Source organism: Curtobacterium sp. VKM Ac-1395 (genome assembly GCF_015350975.1).
Taxonomy (GTDB): Bacteria; Actinomycetota; Actinomycetes; order Actinomycetales; family Microbacteriaceae; genus Curtobacterium.
On sequence record NZ_JADKRX010000005.1, the window covers coordinates 251,282 to 270,080 of the forward strand.

Below are 18,799 nucleotides of genomic sequence, written 5' to 3' on the forward strand. Positions count from 1 at the left end.
TTTCCTCCTGGGATCGAACGCACGGGGAATCCGTGCACTCTCCCGCGTGACCGGCGGATCCGGCTCGCGGTGACGAGCCTGCAGCGCGTGACGCCGCAGACCCAAACTCGATGAGTCTAGTGGATGTGTGACCGCTAGAGCTTGGTGACCTGGTCGAAGCTGAGCTCGACCGGGGTCTCGCGCTCGAACAGCGAGACGAGGACGGTGAGCTTGCCGCTCTCCGGCTTGATCTCGGAGATCGACCCGGGGAGACCCGCGAACGAGCCCTCCTTGATGGTGATCGTCTCGCCGACCTCGAAGTCGACCTCGGCGGCCGGCTGGGCCTGCGTGAGGCCGGAGCCCTTGCCGCCCTTCGACGGTGCGGTCTCGGCGACCTGCACCAGGGACTTCAGCATGCCGAAGGCCTCGTCGAAGCGGAGCGGGGTGGGGTTGTGCGCGTTGCCGACGAAGCCGGTGACACCCGGGGTGTGCCGGACGACGGACCACGAGTCCTCGTTGAGGTCGAGGCGGACGAGCACGTAGCCGGGGATCCGGACGCGCGTGACGAGCTTGCGCTGACCGTTCTTGATCTCGACGACGTCCTCCATCGGGACCTCGACCTGGTAGATGTAGTCCTCCATCGACATCGAGACCATGCGGTTCTCGATGTTCGACTTCACGCGGCGCTCGAAGCCCGCGTAGGAGTGGATGACGTACCACTTGCCCGGCTTCATCCGCAGCTCGGCCTTGAAGGCCTCGTACGGGTCGACCTCGGCGGGCTCGTCGTCCTCGGCGTCGACGTCGTCCTCGGCCACGATGGTGACCTCGGTGTCGGGGGCCAGGTCGACCTCGGACTCCGGGGCGATCGCACCGAGGGTGTCCGCGGACTCCTCGGCGGCGATGGTCTCGTTCGCCTCTGCGGCAGTCTCGTCCTCGAGCTCGGACTCTTCCTCGTCCTCGACGGCCTCGACGGCGGCCTCGGCCTCGTCGGGGGTGTCGATCTCGAGCGCGTCGTCCACGACGGCGTCGGCTTCGGGGTCGCGGGACTCGGCGAGGGCGGTCAGCGTCTCGTCGATGCCGTCGACGTCACCATCGTCCGGCTCGGCGCTGAGACCGAGCGACTCGTCGTCCTCGTCCTCGATGCCGATCGCGCGCTCCTCGGCGGACTCGGCCGAGCGGCCTTCGCCCGTCTCGACGTTGCCTTCCTGGTTCTCCTCCACCTCGGAGGACTGCTCTGCAGCGGTCGCGAGGTCGATGTCGTCGCGGGAGTAGTCAGACACTGTCGGTTCTTTCCGTTCGGTGGTTCGGATCGGGTTGCGGTCGGCCCGTTGTCCGTGCGGACGAGGTCCGTCGGCACGGTCTTCGATCTGCGCCGACGACGACCGCTGGCGGCCTGCCGGTGGGTCGGGACGGACGTCCGAGCGGGTCAGGCCGTGGGGCCGTTGCCGAAGACGTACCCGACGCCGAGGCCGAACACGAAGTCGAGGATCGACACGAGGACCATCATCACGACGACGAACACCAGCACGACGCCGGTGTAGCTGAAGAGCTCCTTGCGGGTCGGCGTCACGACCTTGCGGAGCTCGCCGATGACCTGGCGGATGAACAGCGCGATGGCAGCGAACGGCCCGCGGCGCGTGGCCCGGTCCTGCTTCGCCTGGGCGACGACGTCGTCCGCCGTCGTGTCCATGTCTTTGCTGGCCAACTCGTCACCTTTCCAGATGTGCAGGGCGGACAGGACTCGAACCTGCAACCTGCGGTTTTGGAGACCGCTGCTCTACCAATTGAGCCACCGCCCTTCAGGAGACTGTTCGTCTCCCGAGTGGACACGTCCGCCATCAGTCAGGCCGTGACCACCGCAGATGAGTGTACGGGAGTGCGTCACGCGGTGTCCACTTGGGCGGTGCTCCGGCGTGCCGCGCCGATAGGCTGGGCCGGTGAGCACCGCAGCCCCCGGCCCCGAGTCCACCGCCCACCAGCGACCGCGCATCGCCTCGCGCATCGCCGCGATCGCCGAGTCCGCGACGCTGAAGGTCGACGCCAAGGCGAAGGCGCTGAAGGCCGCCGGTCGCCCGGTGATCTCCTTCGCTGCCGGCGAGCCGGACTTCGCGACGCCGGACCACGTCGTCGACGCCGCGGTGGCCGCGGCGAAGGACCCGAAGAACCACCGCTACACCCCGGCGACGGGCCTCCCCGAGCTGAAGCAGGCCGTCGCCGACAAGACGGCGCGCAGCTCCGGCATCGCGGTCGACCCGTCTCGGGTCATCATCACGAACGGCGGCAAGCAGGCCGTCTACCAGGCCTTCGCCACGATCGTGGACGACGGCGACGAGGTCCTGCTCCCCGCGCCGTACTGGACGACCTACCCCGAGGCGATCCGGCTGGCCGGCGGCGAACCCGTCGAGGTCTTCGCCGGCAGCGACCAGGGCTACCTCGTCACGGTCGAGCAGCTGGAGGCAGCGCGCACGCTGAAGACCAAGGCGCTGCTGTTCTGCTCCCCGTCGAACCCGACCGGCGCCGTGTACTCCGCCGAGCAGACCCGCGCCATCGGCGAGTGGGCGCTCGAGCACGGCATCTGGGTGATCAGCGACGAGATCTACCAGGACCTCGTCTACGACGGCATCACCTTCACCGGCATCCTCGAGGCCGTGCCTGCCCTCGCCGACACCACGATCCTGGTGAACGGCGTCGCCAAGACCTACGCCATGACCGGCTGGCGCGTCGGGTGGTTCATCGGCCCGGCCGACGCCGTCAAGGCCGCGTCGAACCTGCAGTCGCACCTGTCGTCGAACGTGTCGAACGTCTCCCAGCGAGCGGCCATCGCGGCGCTCACCGGACCGCAGGAGCCCGTCGTGGCGATGCGCGAGGCCTTCGACCGCCGCCGGAAGGCCATCGTCGACGGGCTCAACGCGATCCCCGGCTTCGTCACGCCGACACCGGAGGGCGCCTTCTACGTCTACCCCGACGTCACGGCACTGCTCGGCCGCGAGTGGGCCGGCAGCACCCCGACCACCACGCTCGAGCTCGCCGACCTGGTCCTCGAGCACGCCGAGGTCGCGGTCGTCCCCGGCGAGGCCTTCGGCCCCTCCGGGTACCTGCGCCTGTCGTACGCCCTGGGCGACGAGGACATCGCCGAGGGCGTCGCCCGCCTGGCAGCGTTCTTCAGCTGACACGGCGGGGCCGCCAGGAGGCCCGGCGTGGGTCAGGCGAGCAGGTCGCCGACCACGACGGGCTCCGGCGCGAGCGTCACACCGAAGCGGTTGAGGACGCTCACCTGGACGTAGCGGGCGAGCTCGGCGACCTGGGCGGCGGACGCACCGCCGCGGTTGGTCAGCGCGAGCGTGTGCTTCGTCGAGATGCCTGCGCGGGAACCGGCGATGCCGTACCCGCGGTGCACCCCGGCGTGCTCGATGAGCCACGCGGCGCTGAGCTTGACCTCGTCGCCCGCCGGCCACCGCGGCGCGTCGTCCGGCAGGGTCTCGGCGAAGCCCGCTGACACGATCGGATTCGTGAAGAACGACCCCGCACTCCGGGTGTCCGGGTCGGCGGCGTCGAGGACCATGCCCTTCGACGCACGGAGCGCGAGCACGGTCGACCGCACCACGGCGGGGTCGACACGCGCACCGAGCTCGACCCCGAGGGACCCGGCCAGCTGGGCGTAGCGCACCGGGACACCGCCGTCGGTGTCGGTGCCGAGGGCGAACTCCACGGTGAGCACCACACCGCGGCGGCCGTGCTTGAGGGTGCTCGTGCGGTAGCCGAGCTCCAGCTCGGCGGCGTCGAGCCACGCGCGCTCCCCCGTGGCCGCATCGAGGAACTCGACGCGGGTGAGCACGTCGGAGAGCTCGACCCCGTACGCCCCGATGTTCTGCACGGGGGACGCTCCGACGGTGCCCGGGATGCCGCTCAGGGCCTCCATCCCGGTGAAGCCGAGCTCGACGGTCGACGCGACGAACGCGTCCCACGGTTCGCCGGCGGCGACGCGGACGGTGACGCCGTCGGCGGTGCGCTCGTGCTCGACGCCGCGCGTGCGGACGAGGACGACGGTGCCGTCGAAGCCGCTGTCGGCGACCAGGAGGTTGCTGCCGCCACCGACCACGAGCCAGTCGTCGTCGTCCCAGGCGTCCCGCGTGTGCGCGACGAGTTCGTCGGTGGTGTGCGCGACCAGCAGGCGCCCGGCGTCGCCGCCGACGCCGAGGGTGGTGAGGTCGGCGAGCGTCGTCGCTGGCACGGTCAGTGGAACGCCACCGTGACCTGCGCCTTGCCGAGCACGGTCTGCCCGGCGGCGGTCACGGTGAGGTCGATGCGGGCGGGACGGCCCTGGTCGTCGACGGTGCCGACCTTGGCGACGACGCCGACCGTGGCGCCCTGCTCGGGGTCGACGACGACGGGACGGGTGAAACGGACGCCGTACGAGGCGATCCACCCGCGGTCGCCGAGCCACTCGGACACCGGCTGGACGGCGAGGCCCATCGTGAGCATGCCGTGCGCGAGCACCCCGGGGAGCCCCACGGAGGCGGCGACGTCATCGCGGTAGTGGATCGGGTTGAAGTCACCCGAGGCCCCTGCGTAGCGCACCAGGGCGTCGCGGGTGAGGTGGACGTCGCGTTCGGCGACGACGGTGCCGACCTCGGCGGTGGTGGTGTCGGTGGTCATGCGTCGTCTCCTCGGACGACGAGGGTCGACGTCGCCGTGACGACGTGCTCCCCCGTGGCGTCGGTCATGGTGCTCTCCGCCGTGACCATCGCGTTGCCGCCGAGGGTCTTGACGCTCGTGACGGTCAGTGTGGCGGTGAGTTCGTCGCCGGCGACGATCGGTCGGGCGTACGTGAACTTCTGCTCGCCGTGGACCACGCGGGAGAAGTCGATGCCGGCGTCCGGCTCGGCCAGGAGCTGCGCGAGGGTGGCTTCCTGCACGACCACCGCGAAGGTGGCCGGCGCGACGACGTCGTCGTGGCCGGCGGCTCGGGCGGCGGCGGTCTCGTGGTGGATCGGGTTCGTGGCGAACGTGGCGCGGGCGAACTCGCGCACCTTCTCTCGACCGACCAGGTACGGCGGGGCCGGCGGGAACGTCCTGCCGACGAGCTCGGGGTTCACTGACACGACCGGCAGTCTACCGACGCCCCCGGACAGTGCTGGAGTCCATGAGCATGCATCGGTTACCCTGGGCGCGGTGACGTCGGGGGACGTCGCCAGGCCCGGCGCCGACCGGGTCGTCACGACTCTCGGGGGGAACCATGGAGGACACGATCGAGTTCGCCGTCCACACCGGCGATCGACGCACCGCGATGGAGGCCGCCGGCTCCGCGCTCCGCACCGCCGGACACCGGGTCGAGGCCCTGCCCGGCTCCATCACCGCCACGTCCGGCAACCGCGTGCTGACGACGCTGCTCGGGGCGATGGTCCACCCGTCGCGGGAGTACCGCCGCTACGAGGTCGTCGTCTCCACGACCGGCTGCCGGTCGTTCCTGACACTCCGGCACGCCGGACACGGCACCGCCGTCGCGGGCGGGTCGATCGGCGCGACGCGGCGACGGGCGCGCTGGCAGCAGGTGACGTCCTCGGTCGAGGGCGCCCTGCGGTCGGCGGGCGTGCTCGTCGGGCGGGTCGACCGGGCGCAGTAGCGCGGACGGGGCACCGCTGGTCGCGACGCCGGACAGGAGGCTCGACGACGGTCCGGCACCGGGCCTCCTGCCCGTCCGCGGCGCGAGCTGGCACCGCACCACGAACGCGGGCTCGCGCCGCGACGTCGGTGGCGCGAACCGACTTCGGTGGTGCCCGCCACGTCACGCTCGAGGCGGGCGGCGCGACGACGGGAACGACGCGGCCCCCGGAGACGACGAAAGCCCGGCGCGGACGCCGGGCTTGCGGTAGCGAGGGCGGGACTTGAACCCGCGACCCCACGATTATGAGTCGTGTGCTCTAACCAACTGAGCTACCCCGCCAGAGATCCGGCGCTGTGTTCACGCCGGGTCGGAGCCCCGAGTCAGGATTGAACTGACGACCCCTTCCTTACCATGGAAGTGCTCTACCACTGAGCTATCGGGGCGTGTACCGCGAGCGGCACCACACGAGGATAGCAGAACCCGGACGGTGGTCTGGAACCCACCGTGACGCCCGGGCGTGCCGTCCGCGGAGGTCAGTTCGCGTTGGCCCGGAGCCACACCAGCGGGTCCACCGGGACGCCGTCGAGGTGCACCTCGAGGTGCAGGTGCGGGCCGGTCGAGTTGCCGGTGCTGCCGACGAGACCGAGGACGTCCCCGACCTCCACCTGCTGGCCCTGCATGACCTGGAACGAGTTGTCCTGCATGTGGCCGTACACGCTGGTGAACTGCTTGCCGTCGACCTCGTGCTCGACCCAGACGTCGTTGCCGAAGCCACCGTCGTGGGCCTGCACCTTGACGACCGTGCCGGCGGCGATCACGTGGATCGGCGTGCCGGCGCCCGGGGCGAAGTCGACGCCCTGGTGGTTCGTCGAGCAGAAGGAGCAGCCCGCGACCTGACGTCCGCCGAACCCGGAGGTGATCGGGACGCCGGTGGGGAACGGCCACTGGATCGTGCCGGTCGGGTCGTTCGTGAAGGACGACGAGTCCGTGACCTTCGGCTGCGCGGCGGCGGCCGTCACCGTGTAGGCGTCGCGGTCGATCGACCCCGTGGTGGTGTCGCCGGAACGGAAGGACTGCGGGTCGCCGGCGGCTGCGGCGCGGGCGATCGGCGAACCGGGCTCCGCGGTGTACAGCGCCTGCGCGGGCAGCGAGGTCGAGACGACCAGACCGGCGGCGAAGAGCAGGGCCCCGACGGCGGTGACGCGCGAGGCGTTCCGGCGGAAGGCCGCTCCCCCGCGCTGGGTGGTCGCGGCGGCCGGGCGCTGGACGGCTCCGAGGTGGCGCGTCGCGCGGTCGACGCGGACGGTCGCGGCCTGCTTGGCGACGGGCGCCGGCTGCTTCGCGACGGGCGCGGGCTTCGGGGCGGCCGACGGGGTGCGACGGCGGGTGCTGGCACGCTTCGTGGTCGGTGCGACGACGGGCGAGCTCGGCGCCGGGGGCGTGACCGGGCCGAAGGCGGACTCAGGCAGGACCGGGGACGCGGGAGCCGGCGGCGTGACCGGCATCGCTGCGGCAGCGCCTGCGTCGACGGGTGAGACCGGAGCCGTGCCCATCGGTGCGGCGGCGACCGGCGCGGGCAGCACGTGGGAGTCCGATGCCGACATGCGCTGGACGCCCTGCTTCACGGCAGCGCGTTCCGCTTCGATGCGGGCTCGGCGGGTGAGGTGCACGACCGAGGTCGGTTGCGGGGACTGCGCCGTTGCGTCGGTGGTGGTTCGTCCGGAGACGACGGGCGAGAGCGGAGTCTGGGGCATACGTGCGGTGATGATCCTGATCGGGGCAGATGCGCTCATTGGTAACGAGCAGATAACGGGACTCGACGACGCTACCAGGGGTAACGGCGTCCCGCCAGTCGTGGGCATGCCCACAGTCGAGCCCAGAGCGAGGGGCAGCGCAGGACCAGTCCGAGGGGCATGCCGCCGCTCAGTCGGTCAGGACCTCGGCTTCCGCGCGCCGGACCAGGGCCTCGAGCTGCTCGGCGATCGCGGGTGCGGCGAACAGGAAGGACCGGGTGCCGCCGGCCTCCCACGTGCGGGAGACGGCCCCGGCGCACACCGCGACGATCGACCCGGCGGCCATGTCCCACGGGTTGATGCCCCGCTCGTAGTAGGCGTCGACCGTGCCGGCCCCGACGGCGCAGCAGTCGAGCGCGGCAGAGCCGCCGCGGCGGATGTCCCGCACGTCCCCGAGGAGTCCGGCGAGCACGGCGACCTGCTCCTTGCGGCGGTCGACGGTGTAGCCGAACCCGGTGGCCACGAGGGTCTCGGCGAGGGAGCCCGGCTCGGACACGCGCAGGCGGGTGCCGTTCAGCGTCGCAGGCTCCCCCGCGACGGCGCGGAAGACGTCACCCGTCGCGGGTGCGATGACGACGCCGGCGACGGGTTCCCAGCGGGCGGGGTCGGCTTCGCCGCGGACGACACCGATGCTGACGGCGTAGGCGGGGCTGCCGTAGAGGTAGTTGACGGTGCCGTCGATCGGGTCGACGACCCAGGTGAGGCCGGTGCTGCCGGTGCTCGCGCCGGTCTCCTCGCCGAAGAAGGCGTCGTCGGGGCGGGCGGCGGCGATGCGGGCGCGGATGAGGTCCTCGACCTCCTGGTCCGCGGCGGTGACGACGTCGGCGATGCTCGACTTCCGGTCGGCGACCTCGACGCCGTCGGCTCGGCGTCGGGCCGCGAGGGCCGCGGCTTCGGTGGCGATGGACTCGGCCAGGTCGGCGAGGTCGGTCGGGGTCGGCGCAGCACTCATGCGCTGATCCTCCCAGCACGGGCGGGTGGCGGTCCCAGGCGTGGGAGGTGGGATCGCGCGTTGTGCGTCGGTCCTCCCGGCCTCCGACGCGCGGTTCGGCTTCCCCTCGCGGGCGTGAGGGGAAGGAACGTGCGCGTCCGCACGCGGTGCGGGGTCCACGACTGACGGACTGGAGGCTCAGTGCCAGCTGGCACCGAGCCTCCAGTCCGGCACTCCCACGTCTCGCGCGCGGCAACGAGAAGGGGCCCGTGAGGAACAGGGCGAACCAGAGAGGTCGCCGTCCGGAACGAGGCGAAACGAGGAAGGGCCCCGTTGAGAACGGGGCCAACGAGAAAGGGCCCCGTGAGAAACGGGGCCCTGCTCTGGTTGCTCGGCCACTCGCAGAGCGTTCTTCAGCGAATGGACACGTGGCGAGTGAGGGATTCGAACCCCCGAAGGCTACGCCGGCTGATTTACAGTCAGATCCCTTTGGCCGCTTGGGTAACTCGCCATGTGCGCACCCAGCCCGTGTGATCACCAACCGGAGGCGCCAGAACAGCATACCGGATGGCTGAACGTGGTCGTGACCAACCGAGGTCGGCGTCGCCGGATAGGGTGGTCGGCATGGCAGACAGCTCCTTCGACGTGGTCAGCAAGGTCGACAAGATGGAGGCGGACAACGCCCTCAACCAGGCCGCCAAGGAGATCGAGCAGCGCTACGACTTCAAGGGTGTCGGCGCCTCGATCGCGTTCAGCGGTGAGGACGTCCTCATCAAGGCGAACACCGCCGAGCGTGCGACGGCCGTCCTCGACGTGTTCGAGTCCAAGGCGATCAAGCGCGGCATCAGCCTGAAGAGCATCGACGCCGGTGACCCGTACGCCTCGGGCAAGGAGTTCCGCATCGAGGTGAAGTTCAAGAACGGCATCGAGCAGGACGTCGCGAAGAAGATCGGCGCGTTCCTGCGGGCGCAGGCTCCGAAGACCGTGAAGAGCCAGATCCAGGGCGACGAGCTCCGGGTCTCCTCGAAGAGCCGCGACGACCTGCAGAACACCATCCAGCTGCTCAAGGGCGAAGAGTTCGACGTCCCGCTCCAGTTCATCAACTTCCGCTGACGCGCCCGCCCGCGCCGACCCGCTGACGACACGACGCCCCCGTGGAGCACTGGCTCACCGTCGCCCTCACCGTCCTGCTCGTCCTGCTGGACCTGGCGATCCGTGTGTTCGCGATCATCTACGTCCCGATCAACCGCAAGCCGCAGACGGCGACCGGGTGGTTGCTGGCGATCTTCCTCATCCCCTACATCGGGTTCATCGTCTTCCTCGTCATCGGGTCGACGAAGCTGCCGAAGGCACGGCGTGAGAAGCAGACCGAGATCAACGCGTACATCCTCGAGCAGACCGAGGGCATCGAGCGGGTACGCCGTGATCACCCGTGGCCGCCGTGGTTCGAGAGCATCACGGAGCTGAACCGGAAGCTCGGCGCGATGCCGCTGGTGGGTGGCAACTCCGCGGAGCTCTACCCCGACTCCGAGGACGCGATCCTCGAGATGGCACGCGCGATCGACGGCTCGCGACGCTTCGTGCACGTCGAGTTCTACATCGCGACGCTCGACGACACCACCCGTCCGTTCTTCGACGCCCTGGCTCGCGCCCAGGCACGTGGTGTCCGGGTCCGCTTCCTCATGGACCACTGGGCGAGCCGCGGGTACCCGGCGTTCAAGGACACCCTCGCGTTCCTCGACGACGCCGGCATCGAGTGGCACCTGATGCTCCCGCTGCAGCCGCTGCAGGGCAAGTTCCAGCGCCCGGACCTGCGGAACCACCGGAAGATCATGGTGATCGACGGCTCGATCGCGTTCACCGGGTCGCAGAACCTCATCGACAAGTCGTACGACCTCAAGGGCAACATCGCGCGGGGTCTGGCGTACAAGGACCTGTTCGCGCGCTTCGAGGGGCCGGTCGTCGCGGGGATCAACGCCCTGTTCGTCACCGACTGGTACAGCGAGACCGACGAGCTGCTGCTCCGCGAGAGCGACCCGGTCCACCGGGCCGACCGTGGCGACGCCCTCGACTGTCAGGTGGTCCCGTCGGGGCCGGGCTTCGACGGCGAGAACAACCTGCGTCTGTTCAACGCGCTGCTGTACTCGGCGCAGAAGCGGGTGTCGATCACCTCGCCCTACTTCGTTCCCGATGACTCGATGCTCTACGCCATCACGACGACGGCACAGCGCGGGGTCGAGGTCGAGCTCTTCGTGGGTGAGATCGGCGACCACGCCATGACGTGGCACGCGCAGCGGTCGTACTACGAGGGGCTCCTCCGCGCGGGCGTGAAGATCTGGCTGTACAAGGCCCCGACGGTCCTGCACGCCAAGCACTTCACGATCGACGACGACGTCGCGGTGATCGGGTCGAGCAACATGGACATGCGCTCGTTCAGCCTGAACCTGGAGATCTCGGTGCTCGTTCGCGGCGAGCGGTTCGTCGACGCCCTGCGCGGCGTGCAGGACGCCTACCGGGCGCAGAGCTCGGAGCTCGACCTGGACGAGTGGCTCGGTCGGACGCGTCGTTCCCAGGTGCTCGACAACGTCGCGCGGCTCACCGCCGCCCTGCAGTAGCCACCTGCCAGGAGGCTCCCCCGCCGCCCACAGGTCGGGTGCGGTTCGCCCCGTGCTGGGCTGCCTGCCGCGAGCGGGGTCAGCGCGGGACGGTGCTCGCGATGTGGGCGATCAGGCGTTCGAGCGGCCCCCGCCCGAGGAACCGCTGCCACAGCATCGCGAACAGCGCGGCACCGACGGCGAAGCCCCACCAGGTGGCGAGCCCGTCGGGCAGGCCGGGCACCGCGGCGATCACGACGAGGTGCAGCGCGTAGATCGAGAGCGGCATCGACCCGATCGCGACGAACGGGAAGGCGATGCGCTGGACGATCCGCGCGCGCCCGTCGACGAGGAGCGAGCTCAGCCCGATGACCGCGAGCGCCACACCGATCGTGCCCACGACGTCGACGATCGAGGACGAGTGGTCGCGCGGCGAGAGGAACACCTGCGCCGCGGCCTGCCCGGCGGTCGAGCCCTGGGGCACGTACGGCACCCCCGGGAACGCGTTCCCGTCGGCCGGGATCGGTGCGACCAGGGCACCGACGACGTAGGCGGTGGTGGCGACCACGACGCCGGACGCGAGGAGCGCGACCTGGGTGCTGCGAGCCTCCAGACCGCTCCGGGCGACACCGAGACCGACCAGGACGTACGTCAGGAAGGTGACCACGGGGTAGACCAGGCCGAGCTGCTGCTCGAAGGAGCTGGTGCCGGCGAACAGGGGCACGATCGCGATCGCGAACGGCGCCGACAGCAGCGCGCACGCCCCCGCCGCGGAGAAGACGGCCCACCGGGGCCAGCGGAGCGCGGGCAGGACGAGCAGGAAGAGCACGCCGTAGGTGGGCAGGATGACGTACACCGGCGTGCCGAGCAGCATCAGCGCCACCCCGATCATGACGATCAGGACCGCGCGGATCGCGAGCCGTGCCCGGACACGGGTGATCTCCGGCGGGCCGGGTGGGGTGGTGCGCCCGCTGACCAGGCCGACCGAGACGCCCGCGAGAACGGCGAACAGCGACGACGACCGGCCGTTCACGACCGCGGACCACGACGACGGGTCGACCCAGTCGAGGTGGTCGGTGATGCCGCCGACGTGCGCGGCCATCATCCCGAGCAGCGCGACCGCGCGGGCCACGTCGACCCCGGACAGGCGAGCGCCCCGCACCCGGGCGACGGGGGCGGGGCGCACGGACGTCATGCGTCAGACCTGGTCGGTGCTCGGCGCGCCGGTGCTCGGCGCGTCGACGCGACCGAGCGACGCGTCGACCATCTCCTCGCGCGGGACGACCTTGACCCGGGCGCGGCCGTGGGGCGCGCCGAGGGCGATCTCGTGCTCGTCCAGGCGGTGCCAGCCGTCGAGGTCGGTGTACTCGACCCCACGCTCGCGGAGCAGTGCCGGCACGGCCTCGTCGGAGGGGTCCTCCGGTGACCACCACTGGGCCTGGTCGTTGACGATGTGCTGGACGGTCTCCATCGCGTCGGACTTGGTGTGGCCGATCAGGCCGACCGGTCCGCGCTTGATCCACCCCGTGGCGTAGACGCCCGGCATCTGCTGGTTGTCGTCGTCGAGGACCTGGCCCTCGTGGTTCGGGATGACGCCGCGACGCTCGTCGAACGGCAGCCCGGGCAGCGGCGACCCGAAGTACCCGACGGCGCGGTAGGCGGCCTGGATCGGGATCTCGCGGACCTCGCCGGTGCCCTCGACGCCGCCCTGCCCGTTCGGCCGCGTGCGCTCGTACCGGATCGCCGCGACGCGGCCCTGGTCGTCGCCGACGAACTCGAGCGGCTTCGCGTAGAAGTGCAGGTGCAGACGACGGCTGGCCGTGCCGGGCTCGCGCTTCCGCCACTGCTGCAGGACACGGTCGATGACCATGACCTGCTTGTTCGTCTGGATCGCCGTGAGCGACGCCTCGTCGTGGTCGAAGTCCTCGTCGTACACGACGACGTCGACGTCGGGGACCTCGCCGAGCTCGCGGAGTTCGAGCGGGGTGAACTTCACCTGCGCCGGGCCACGACGGCCGAAGACGTGGACGTCGGTGACCGGCGAGGCCTTGAGCCCCTGGTAGACGTTGTCCGGCACCTCGGTCGGCAGCAGGTCGTCGGCGTGCTTCGCGAGGATGCGGGAGACGTCGAGTGCCACGTTGCCGTTGCCGATGACCGCGACGCTCTCGGCGGTGAGCGGCCACGTGCGCGGCACGTCGGGGTGCCCGTCGAACCAGCTGACGAACTCCGCGGCGCCGTAGGAGCCCTCGAGTTCGACGCCCGGCACGTCGAGGTCGGCGTCCTTCACCGCACCGGTCGAGAAGACGACCGCGTTGTAGTGCTTCTTGAGGTCGTCGAGGGTGATGTCCTTGCCGTACTCGACGTTGCCGAAGATGCGGATGTGCCCGCTGTCGAGCACGTCGCGGAGCGCGTTGATGATGCCCTTGATGCGGGGGTGGTCCGGGGCGACGCCGTAGCGGACCAGACCGTACGGCGCCGGGAGCTGCTCGAAGAGGTCGATCGACACGTCGTACGCGTGTGCTTCCCGCAGGAGGATGTCCGCGGCGTAGATGCCGGCGGGACCGGCGCCGACGATGGCGAGGCGGAGGGTGGGCACGTGGGTCTCCAGTTCGTTCGAGCGGTGTGCTCCGGGGACGGACGGCGGCGCCGTCGTCCGTGTGGCGGTGGTGCCGACGTCAGCGGCTGCGGTCCACCACGGACTCCGCGAAGCGGGTGAGGGCGCGCTTGACCACGCCGTCGGGCAGGGGTTCGAGGGCGACGACGGCCTCGCCGGCCCACTGCGCCGCGAGCGCGCGGGTCGCCGCGGTGGCCTCGTGGTCCCGCAGGGCGGCGACGGCGGAGAGGTACGCGTCGGTGGTGACGGCGTCGTCGGGAGCGCCGGTGACGTCCCGCTCGATGCGCTCCACCAGTGCTGCTGCGCCGGGTTCGGTCGCCGCACGCCGACGCAGCTGGAGCAGCGGCAGGGTGTCGACGCCCGCGCGCAGGTCGTTGCCGGCGATCTTGCCGGTCTTGTCCTTCGCCGGGGCGAGGTCGATGACGTCGTCGACGAGCTGGAAGGCGACGCCGACCTTCTCGCCGAAGGTGCCGACGGCGTCGAGGTACGCGCGGTCGGCCCCGGAGAAGAGCACCCCGGCGCGGGCCGCGGTCGCGATGAGGGAGCCGGTCTTGTCGCTGAGCACCTGGATGTAGTGCTCGACGGGGTCGTCATCGGGCTGCGGGCCCGTCGTCTCGTGCAGCTGCCCCATGCAGAGGCGCTGGAAGGTCTCGGCCTGCATCCGGATGCCCTCGGGCCCGAGGTCGGCGGTGATGAGGCTGGCGCGCGCGAAGAGCAGGTCCCCGGTGAGGATCGCGACGTTGTTGCCGTACGTCACGTGCGCGGCGGGGACCCCCCGGCGCACGGGCGCTTCGTCCATGACGTCGTCGTGGTAGAGCGACGCCAGGTGCGTCGTCTCGACGCTCACCGCGGCCTTGACCACGTGGTCGGTCACGCCGTTGCCGAGCTGCGCGATGAGCAGGGTCAGGGTCGGGCGGATCCGCTTGCCGCCCGCGGAGAGCAGGTACCGGCTCGTCGTGTCGGCCAGGGTGTCGGCGGAGCGCATGGCGTCCTCGAGCCCCTGCTCGACGAGCTCGAGTCCGTCGTCCACGGCGCTGATGAACCGGCGCTCAGCGGGGCTGGCGAACAACCGCTCGCCGATGCCGAGCGACGCTCGGAGACTCGGTGCGCGGCGTGCGACCGGGACGCTCGGGTTCAAGTGGTGCTCCGTGTTCGGGGGAAGTCCGTGTGCGGGGGGAAGGACCGGTCAGCTGTCGGTCGACTCGGCACCGGGCCGGTCAGCGGACTGCTCGACCGTCGGCTGCTCGCCGGTGGCGTGGTGGTCGCGACGCGCCTTGGCCCGGCGTGCTGCGGACTCACGGACGGTGCCGGCCACGGGCTTGCGGCCGCGGTGCAGCGCGACGATGCCCGCGGTCAGGTTGCGGTGGGCGACCATCGTGAAGCCGACGCCACGCAGCCACTGGCTGAGCACCTGCTGCTCGGGCCAGGCCTCGATCGACTCGGCCAGGTAGCGGTAGGCGGCGGGGTTGCTGCTCGAGACGCGGGCGATCCCCGGGAGGACGCGCTTGAGGTACGAGAAGTACCCGAACCGCAGGGCGGCGAGCGGGGGCGTGGAGAACTCGCAGATGACGACGCGGCCACCGGGCTTGAGCACCCGGAGCATCTCGCCGAGGGCCTGCATCGGGTCGTTCACGTTGCGCAGCCCGAAGGAGATCGTGACGGCGTCGAAGGTGTCGTCCTCGAAGGGCAGGTGCTCGGCGTCGCCCTCGACGAAGGTGATCTCGGGGTGACGCTGCCGGCCGACGGCGATCATGCCCGCGGAGAGGTCGAGTGCGGTGACCTCGGCACCCTTCTTGGCGAGCACCGCGGCGCTCGTCCCGGTGCCCGCGGCGATGTCGAGGACGCGCTCGCCCGGCTGGGGGTCGACGGCGCGTACGGTCGCGACCCGCCACAGCGGGGCGTTGCCGGCGGAGAGGATGTCGTTCGTCAGGTCGTACTTCTCCGCGACGTCGTCGAACATGGCCGCCACCTCGTCCGGCCGCTTCTGCATGTCCGCTCTGCTCACGGTCCAATCCTAGAGGGCCGTGCCGTGCGTTCCCGGGACGTGCGGCGAGTCGGTCCAGGGCCTGCCCGGCGCGTACGATCAGAGCGTGTCCCGATCCGCCACGGCGGCCCCGCCGCTCACGGTCTCGACCCGGATCCTCGACGACCCGGGCGCCGTGCTCCGCCACACGCTCCCCGACCAGCCGCTGGCGTTCGTGCGCAACGGCGACGGCATCGTCGGCATCGGCGAGGCCGTCCGGTACGAGTTCTCCGGTCCCGACCGGATGCGCGACGCCGCACGCGTGTGGCGCTCCATCGTCGCGACCGCGCAGGTGGACGACCCCGTGCAGCTCCGCGGCTCCGGACTCGTCGCGTTCGGCTCGTTCGCGTTCGCTGACGACTCCGCGGCCACGAGCGTGCTCATCGTCCCGCGGGTCGTCGTCGGTCGCCGCCGCGGGAAGGCCTGGCTGACCGCGGTCGACACCACCCTCGACCCGGAGCCCCTCGCCTTCACCCGGACGTCCGTCCCCGTCCCCCAGGTCGGCGGGCACCTCTCCGTCGCGCTCGGTCCCGGCCGCATCGACGAGGACGCGTACGCCGCCTCGGTCGCCGAGGCCGTCCGCCGCATCACCGCCGGCGACGCCCGCAAGGTCGTCCTGGCCCGTGACCTCGTCGGGACGCTGCCAGCCGGGGCCGATTGCCGCGCACTCCTGCTCGACCTCGCCGCGACCTACCCGCAGTGCGTGACGTTCGCCGTCGACGGGCTCGTCGGGGCGACCCCGGAGACGCTCGCCCGCACCGACGGCACCCGGCTCACCGCACGGGTGCTCGCCGGCAGCGCGGCACGGGGCAGCGACCCGGTGTCCGACCGGGCGGCGGCCGAGGCCCTGGCCGGGAGCGCGAAGGACGTCCAGGAACACACCTTCGCCATCGCGAGCCTCGTCGACGCGCTGCGCCCCCTCGCCACCGACCTCCGCGTCGACCCCGAGCCGTTCCGCCTGCAGCTGCCGAACCTCTGGCACCTGGCGAGCGACGTCCAGGCGACGCTGCCGGTGGGCACCACCTCGCTCGACGTCGCGGACGCCCTGCACCCGACCGCTGCCGTCGCCGGGACCCCCACGGACGTCGCGGTCCGCCTCGTCGCCGAGCTGGAGGGCGGTGACCGCGGGCGCTACGCCGGCCCGGTCGGCTGGTTCGGCGCGTCCGGGGACGGCGAGTGGATGCTCGCGCTCCGCAGTGCCCAGATCGACGAGGACGGCACCGTCACCGCGTGGGCGGGAGCCGGCATCGTCGCCGGGTCCGACCCGGCACGCGAGGTCGCCGAGACGGCACTGAAGTTCCGCCCCATCCGCGACGCGCTCGCGTAGCGGCGGGGCGCGCCAGCCGCCTCGCACCGTGCCCGGTTCCCCGGCTGGTGCGAGCTCGGTCACCCCGTGCGGGCCGCCAGGCGCGCACGGAGTGGGCACCCTCGCACCACGCGCGGACTCGCGGACCACCGGACGGGAGGCTCGGTTCCGGACCGGCACCGAGCCTCCCGTCCGCAGGGGTGCCCGCCGCCTCGCACCGTGCCCGGTCCCCCGCGCTGCTCAGTCGGCCAGCGGCACCTCGATGACCACGCGCTCGGCGGGGTCGGTCAGGACGCGCTCCAGGTCGCCCCAGGTAGCGGCCCGGCGGTACTCCCACCCGAGCCCGGTCACGACGCGCTCGACGTCGACGTGCTGCGGCGTGGTCATCATGCGGGCCATGTCCTCGGGCGGGGTCGTCTCGGCGACCTCGAGCCCGCGGAAGATCGCCCCGCCGTCGTCGTTGCCGACGATGACCTGGACGCGGTGGGTGGGCTCGTGCGTGCCGGTGACGAAGGCACCGACGTCGTGCAGCAGGGTCAGGTCACCGAGCAGGACGCGGGTGGTGCCGACCGCCGCCGAGGTCCGCTCGAGCGCCGCGGCGATGCCGAGCGCGGTCGAGACGGTGCCGTCGATGCCGGCGAGCCCACGGTTCGCGTGCACGCGGATCTTCTTGCCCAGCACGTGGGCGTCGGCGACCCGGATGATCTGCGATGCGCCGAGCACGAGCCGGTCGTGCGGCCAGGTGACGCCCCACACCGCCTCGGCGAGCATGGCGCGGTCGACGGGCCGACGGCGCAGCGCGACCTCGTCCTTGAGGAACCGGTTGCGCTCGGCGCGGTCCTCGGACCGCTTGGCGCCGAGGTCGGGGCCGGCGTCGCCGTCGCCGAGCGCGCTGCGGCTGGCGGCGACCCAGCGGCCGACCCACGCGCGGTGCGACGGCGCGGTCCGGCCGGTCACGCGGACGTCGGCGACCAGCCGGGAGGCCCGGCTCGGGTCGAATGGGTCGGCTCCCGCCCCGCGGACCGTCACCACCTCGACGTCGGCGCGCTGCAGGAGCGCAGGGACCTCTCTCGAGAGCGTCGGGTGACCGAGCACGACGGCGCGGCGGACGCGACCGCCGAACTCCGGGTCGCGGAGGAGCTCGCGGTAGGCGACGACGAGGTTCCGCCCGAAACGCGCCCCGCTCGACACCTCGGCCAGCAGCGGCGCACCGAGCTCCCACGCGATCCGTTCGGCGTCCTCGCCGGCGTCGTGCCCGGCGATCACCACGGTGGCGGGGTCGTCGTCCGGCGTGAGCTCCGCGACGGGCAGCCCGGTGTGGACACGGCGGCGGGCGAAGTCGAGGTCGATCGCGTCGTCGGGCACGCCCTCGACGTCGGTCAGCGTCGCGGAGAGCGGCTCGCGGAAGGCGACGTCGAGCTGCGCCGGACCCGGCTGTCCGGTGTGTCCGGCGGCGGCGGCGACGGTCTGGCGGACGAGTTCACGGAGAGTCTGCCGCGTGGAGGCGTCGACGCCGTGCGCGGTGGGGGCCTCGACCTCGCGGACGAAGGCGACCGCCGACGCGAAGATCCCCGGCTGCACGGTGGTCTGGTTGCTCCCGATGCCGCGGAGCTCCCCGGGGCGGTCGGCGGACAGGACGATCATCGGCACGCCGGAGTGGTGGGCCTCGAGGACGGCGGGGTGCAGGTTCGCGACCGCGGTGCCCGAGGTCGTCACGATCGCCGCGGGCCGTCCGCTCTCGACGGCGAGCCCGAGCGCGAAGAACCCGGCCGTCCGCTCGTCGAGCCGCACGTGCACGGTGATGCCGCCGGCGCGCTCGAGGGCGACCGCGGCGAGGGCGAGCGCCTGCGACCGGGAACCGGGGCTGACCACGACGTCGGTGACCCCGGCGGATGCGAACTCCTGCAGCATCGCCAGGGCGAAGTCCGAGGCCGGACTGCCCGACGCCGAGCCC

At 71.9% G+C, this 18,799-nt stretch carries 17 protein-coding genes and 4 tRNA genes; 5 read left to right on the top strand and 16 right to left on the bottom strand.

What is annotated here, in order from left to right:
- Positions 1-134: 134 nt before the first annotated feature.
- The 3 genes from nusG to ITJ68_RS14675 all read right to left on the bottom strand — a co-directional run bounded on the left by nusG (position 135) and on the right by ITJ68_RS14675 (position 1,778).
- The gene (nusG, locus tag ITJ68_RS14665) at positions 135-1,259 is read right to left on the bottom strand and encodes a transcription termination/antitermination protein NusG (protein ID WP_194662214.1); all 1,125 of its coding nucleotides are present in this window, start codon (positions 1,257-1,259) and stop codon (positions 135-137) included.
- Positions 1,260-1,405: 146 nt separating this feature from the next.
- A complete protein-coding gene (secE, locus tag ITJ68_RS14670) occupies positions 1,406-1,669 on the bottom strand; it encodes a preprotein translocase subunit SecE (RefSeq protein WP_175481264.1) in 264 nt (87 codons plus the stop codon).
- 36 nt (positions 1,670-1,705) lie between these two features.
- Positions 1,706-1,778, bottom strand: a tRNA-Trp gene (locus ITJ68_RS14675).
- A 138-nt stretch (positions 1,779-1,916) separates the two neighbouring features.
- On the opposite strand from ITJ68_RS14675, the gene ITJ68_RS14680 reads away from it, so the two are divergent.
- Positions 1,917-3,149 carry a pyridoxal phosphate-dependent aminotransferase gene (locus tag ITJ68_RS14680; RefSeq protein ID WP_194662216.1) on the top strand — a complete coding sequence of 411 codons (1,233 nt, stop codon included), beginning with the start codon at positions 1,917-1,919 and terminating at the stop codon, positions 3,147-3,149.
- Positions 3,150-3,181: 32 nt separating this feature from the next.
- On the opposite strand, the gene ITJ68_RS14685 is transcribed toward ITJ68_RS14680, so the two are convergent.
- From ITJ68_RS14685 to ITJ68_RS14695, 3 genes are read right to left on the bottom strand one after another with little or no spacing between them, the layout of a single operon-like run.
- The gene (locus ITJ68_RS14685; protein ID WP_194662495.1) at positions 3,182-4,216 is read right to left on the bottom strand and encodes a UDP-N-acetylmuramate dehydrogenase; all 1,035 of its coding nucleotides are present in this window, start codon (positions 4,214-4,216) and stop codon (positions 3,182-3,184) included.
- Positions 4,213-4,635 carry a MaoC/PaaZ C-terminal domain-containing protein gene (locus ITJ68_RS14690; protein ID WP_194662218.1) on the bottom strand — a complete coding sequence of 141 codons (423 nt, stop codon included), beginning with the start codon at positions 4,633-4,635 and terminating at the stop codon, positions 4,213-4,215. Before ITJ68_RS14690 ends, ITJ68_RS14685 begins: the two co-directional genes overlap by 4 nt.
- Positions 4,632-5,081 (bottom strand): FAS1-like dehydratase domain-containing protein, encoded by a 450-nt coding sequence (locus tag ITJ68_RS14695; RefSeq protein ID WP_194662221.1) that lies wholly within the window; start codon positions 5,079-5,081, stop codon positions 4,632-4,634. The genes ITJ68_RS14690 and ITJ68_RS14695 overlap by 4 nt, the downstream gene beginning before the upstream one ends.
- Before the next feature lie 134 nt (positions 5,082-5,215).
- Between ITJ68_RS14695 and ITJ68_RS14700 the strand changes: the two genes are divergently transcribed.
- The gene (locus ITJ68_RS14700; RefSeq protein ID WP_194662222.1) at positions 5,216-5,602 is read left to right on the top strand and encodes a hypothetical protein; all 387 of its coding nucleotides are present in this window, start codon (positions 5,216-5,218) and stop codon (positions 5,600-5,602) included.
- A 247-nt stretch (positions 5,603-5,849) separates the two neighbouring features.
- On the opposite strand, the gene ITJ68_RS14705 is transcribed toward ITJ68_RS14700, so the two are convergent.
- From ITJ68_RS14705 to ITJ68_RS14725, 5 genes are all read right to left on the bottom strand, one after another.
- Positions 5,850-5,923, bottom strand: a tRNA-Met gene (locus tag ITJ68_RS14705).
- Between the two features lie 32 nt (positions 5,924-5,955).
- Positions 5,956-6,027 (bottom strand) — tRNA-Thr (locus ITJ68_RS14710).
- A 90-nt stretch (positions 6,028-6,117) separates the two neighbouring features.
- The gene (locus ITJ68_RS14715) at positions 6,118-7,338 is read right to left on the bottom strand and encodes a M23 family metallopeptidase (protein ID WP_194662224.1); all 1,221 of its coding nucleotides are present in this window, start codon (positions 7,336-7,338) and stop codon (positions 6,118-6,120) included.
- Positions 7,339-7,507: 169 nt separating this feature from the next.
- Positions 7,508-8,329: an inositol monophosphatase family protein gene (locus ITJ68_RS14720; RefSeq protein ID WP_194662226.1), complete on the bottom strand. Its 822-nt coding sequence runs from the start codon at positions 8,327-8,329 to the stop codon at positions 7,508-7,510.
- A 408-nt stretch (positions 8,330-8,737) separates the two neighbouring features.
- Positions 8,738-8,819: transfer RNA gene (locus ITJ68_RS14725), tRNA-Tyr, on the bottom strand.
- Between the two features lie 113 nt (positions 8,820-8,932).
- On the opposite strand from ITJ68_RS14725, the gene ITJ68_RS14730 reads away from it, so the two are divergent.
- Positions 8,933-9,421, top strand: a complete 489-nt coding sequence (locus tag ITJ68_RS14730; RefSeq protein ID WP_194662228.1) for a YajQ family cyclic di-GMP-binding protein — start codon at positions 8,933-8,935, stop codon at positions 9,419-9,421.
- 41 nt (positions 9,422-9,462) lie between these two features.
- Positions 9,463-10,923, top strand: coding sequence for a cardiolipin synthase (cls, locus tag ITJ68_RS14735; RefSeq protein ID WP_194662230.1), 1,461 nt, complete (start codon positions 9,463-9,465; stop codon positions 10,921-10,923).
- Positions 10,924-11,002: 79 nt separating this feature from the next.
- On the opposite strand, the gene ITJ68_RS14740 is transcribed toward cls, so the two are convergent.
- From ITJ68_RS14740 to ITJ68_RS14755, 4 genes are all read right to left on the bottom strand, one after another.
- Entirely contained in the window at positions 11,003-12,097 is a 1,095-nt protein-coding gene (locus ITJ68_RS14740) for a heparan-alpha-glucosaminide N-acetyltransferase domain-containing protein (RefSeq protein WP_194662232.1), read from the bottom strand.
- Positions 12,098-12,100: 3 nt separating this feature from the next.
- Positions 12,101-13,498, bottom strand: coding sequence for an FAD-dependent oxidoreductase (locus ITJ68_RS14745; RefSeq protein WP_194662233.1), 1,398 nt, complete (start codon positions 13,496-13,498; stop codon positions 12,101-12,103).
- Positions 13,499-13,577: 79 nt separating this feature from the next.
- A complete protein-coding gene (locus tag ITJ68_RS14750) occupies positions 13,578-14,654 on the bottom strand; it encodes a polyprenyl synthetase family protein (protein WP_194662235.1) in 1,077 nt (358 codons plus the stop codon).
- 48 nt (positions 14,655-14,702) lie between these two features.
- Positions 14,703-15,521, bottom strand: coding sequence for a demethylmenaquinone methyltransferase (locus tag ITJ68_RS14755; RefSeq protein ID WP_268097738.1), 819 nt, complete (start codon positions 15,519-15,521; stop codon positions 14,703-14,705).
- Between the two features lie 85 nt (positions 15,522-15,606).
- On the opposite strand from ITJ68_RS14755, the gene ITJ68_RS14760 reads away from it, so the two are divergent.
- A complete protein-coding gene (locus ITJ68_RS14760; protein WP_194662238.1) occupies positions 15,607-16,866 on the top strand; it encodes an isochorismate synthase in 1,260 nt (419 codons plus the stop codon).
- A gap of 219 nt (positions 16,867-17,085) precedes the next feature.
- Here the strand turns inward: ITJ68_RS14760 and menD are convergent, their stop codons facing one another.
- Positions 17,086-18,756 (bottom strand): 2-succinyl-5-enolpyruvyl-6-hydroxy-3-cyclohexene-1-carboxylic-acid synthase, encoded by a 1,671-nt coding sequence (gene menD / locus ITJ68_RS14765; protein WP_194662240.1) that lies wholly within the window; start codon positions 18,754-18,756, stop codon positions 17,086-17,088.
- Positions 18,757-18,799 lie beyond the last annotated feature (43 nt).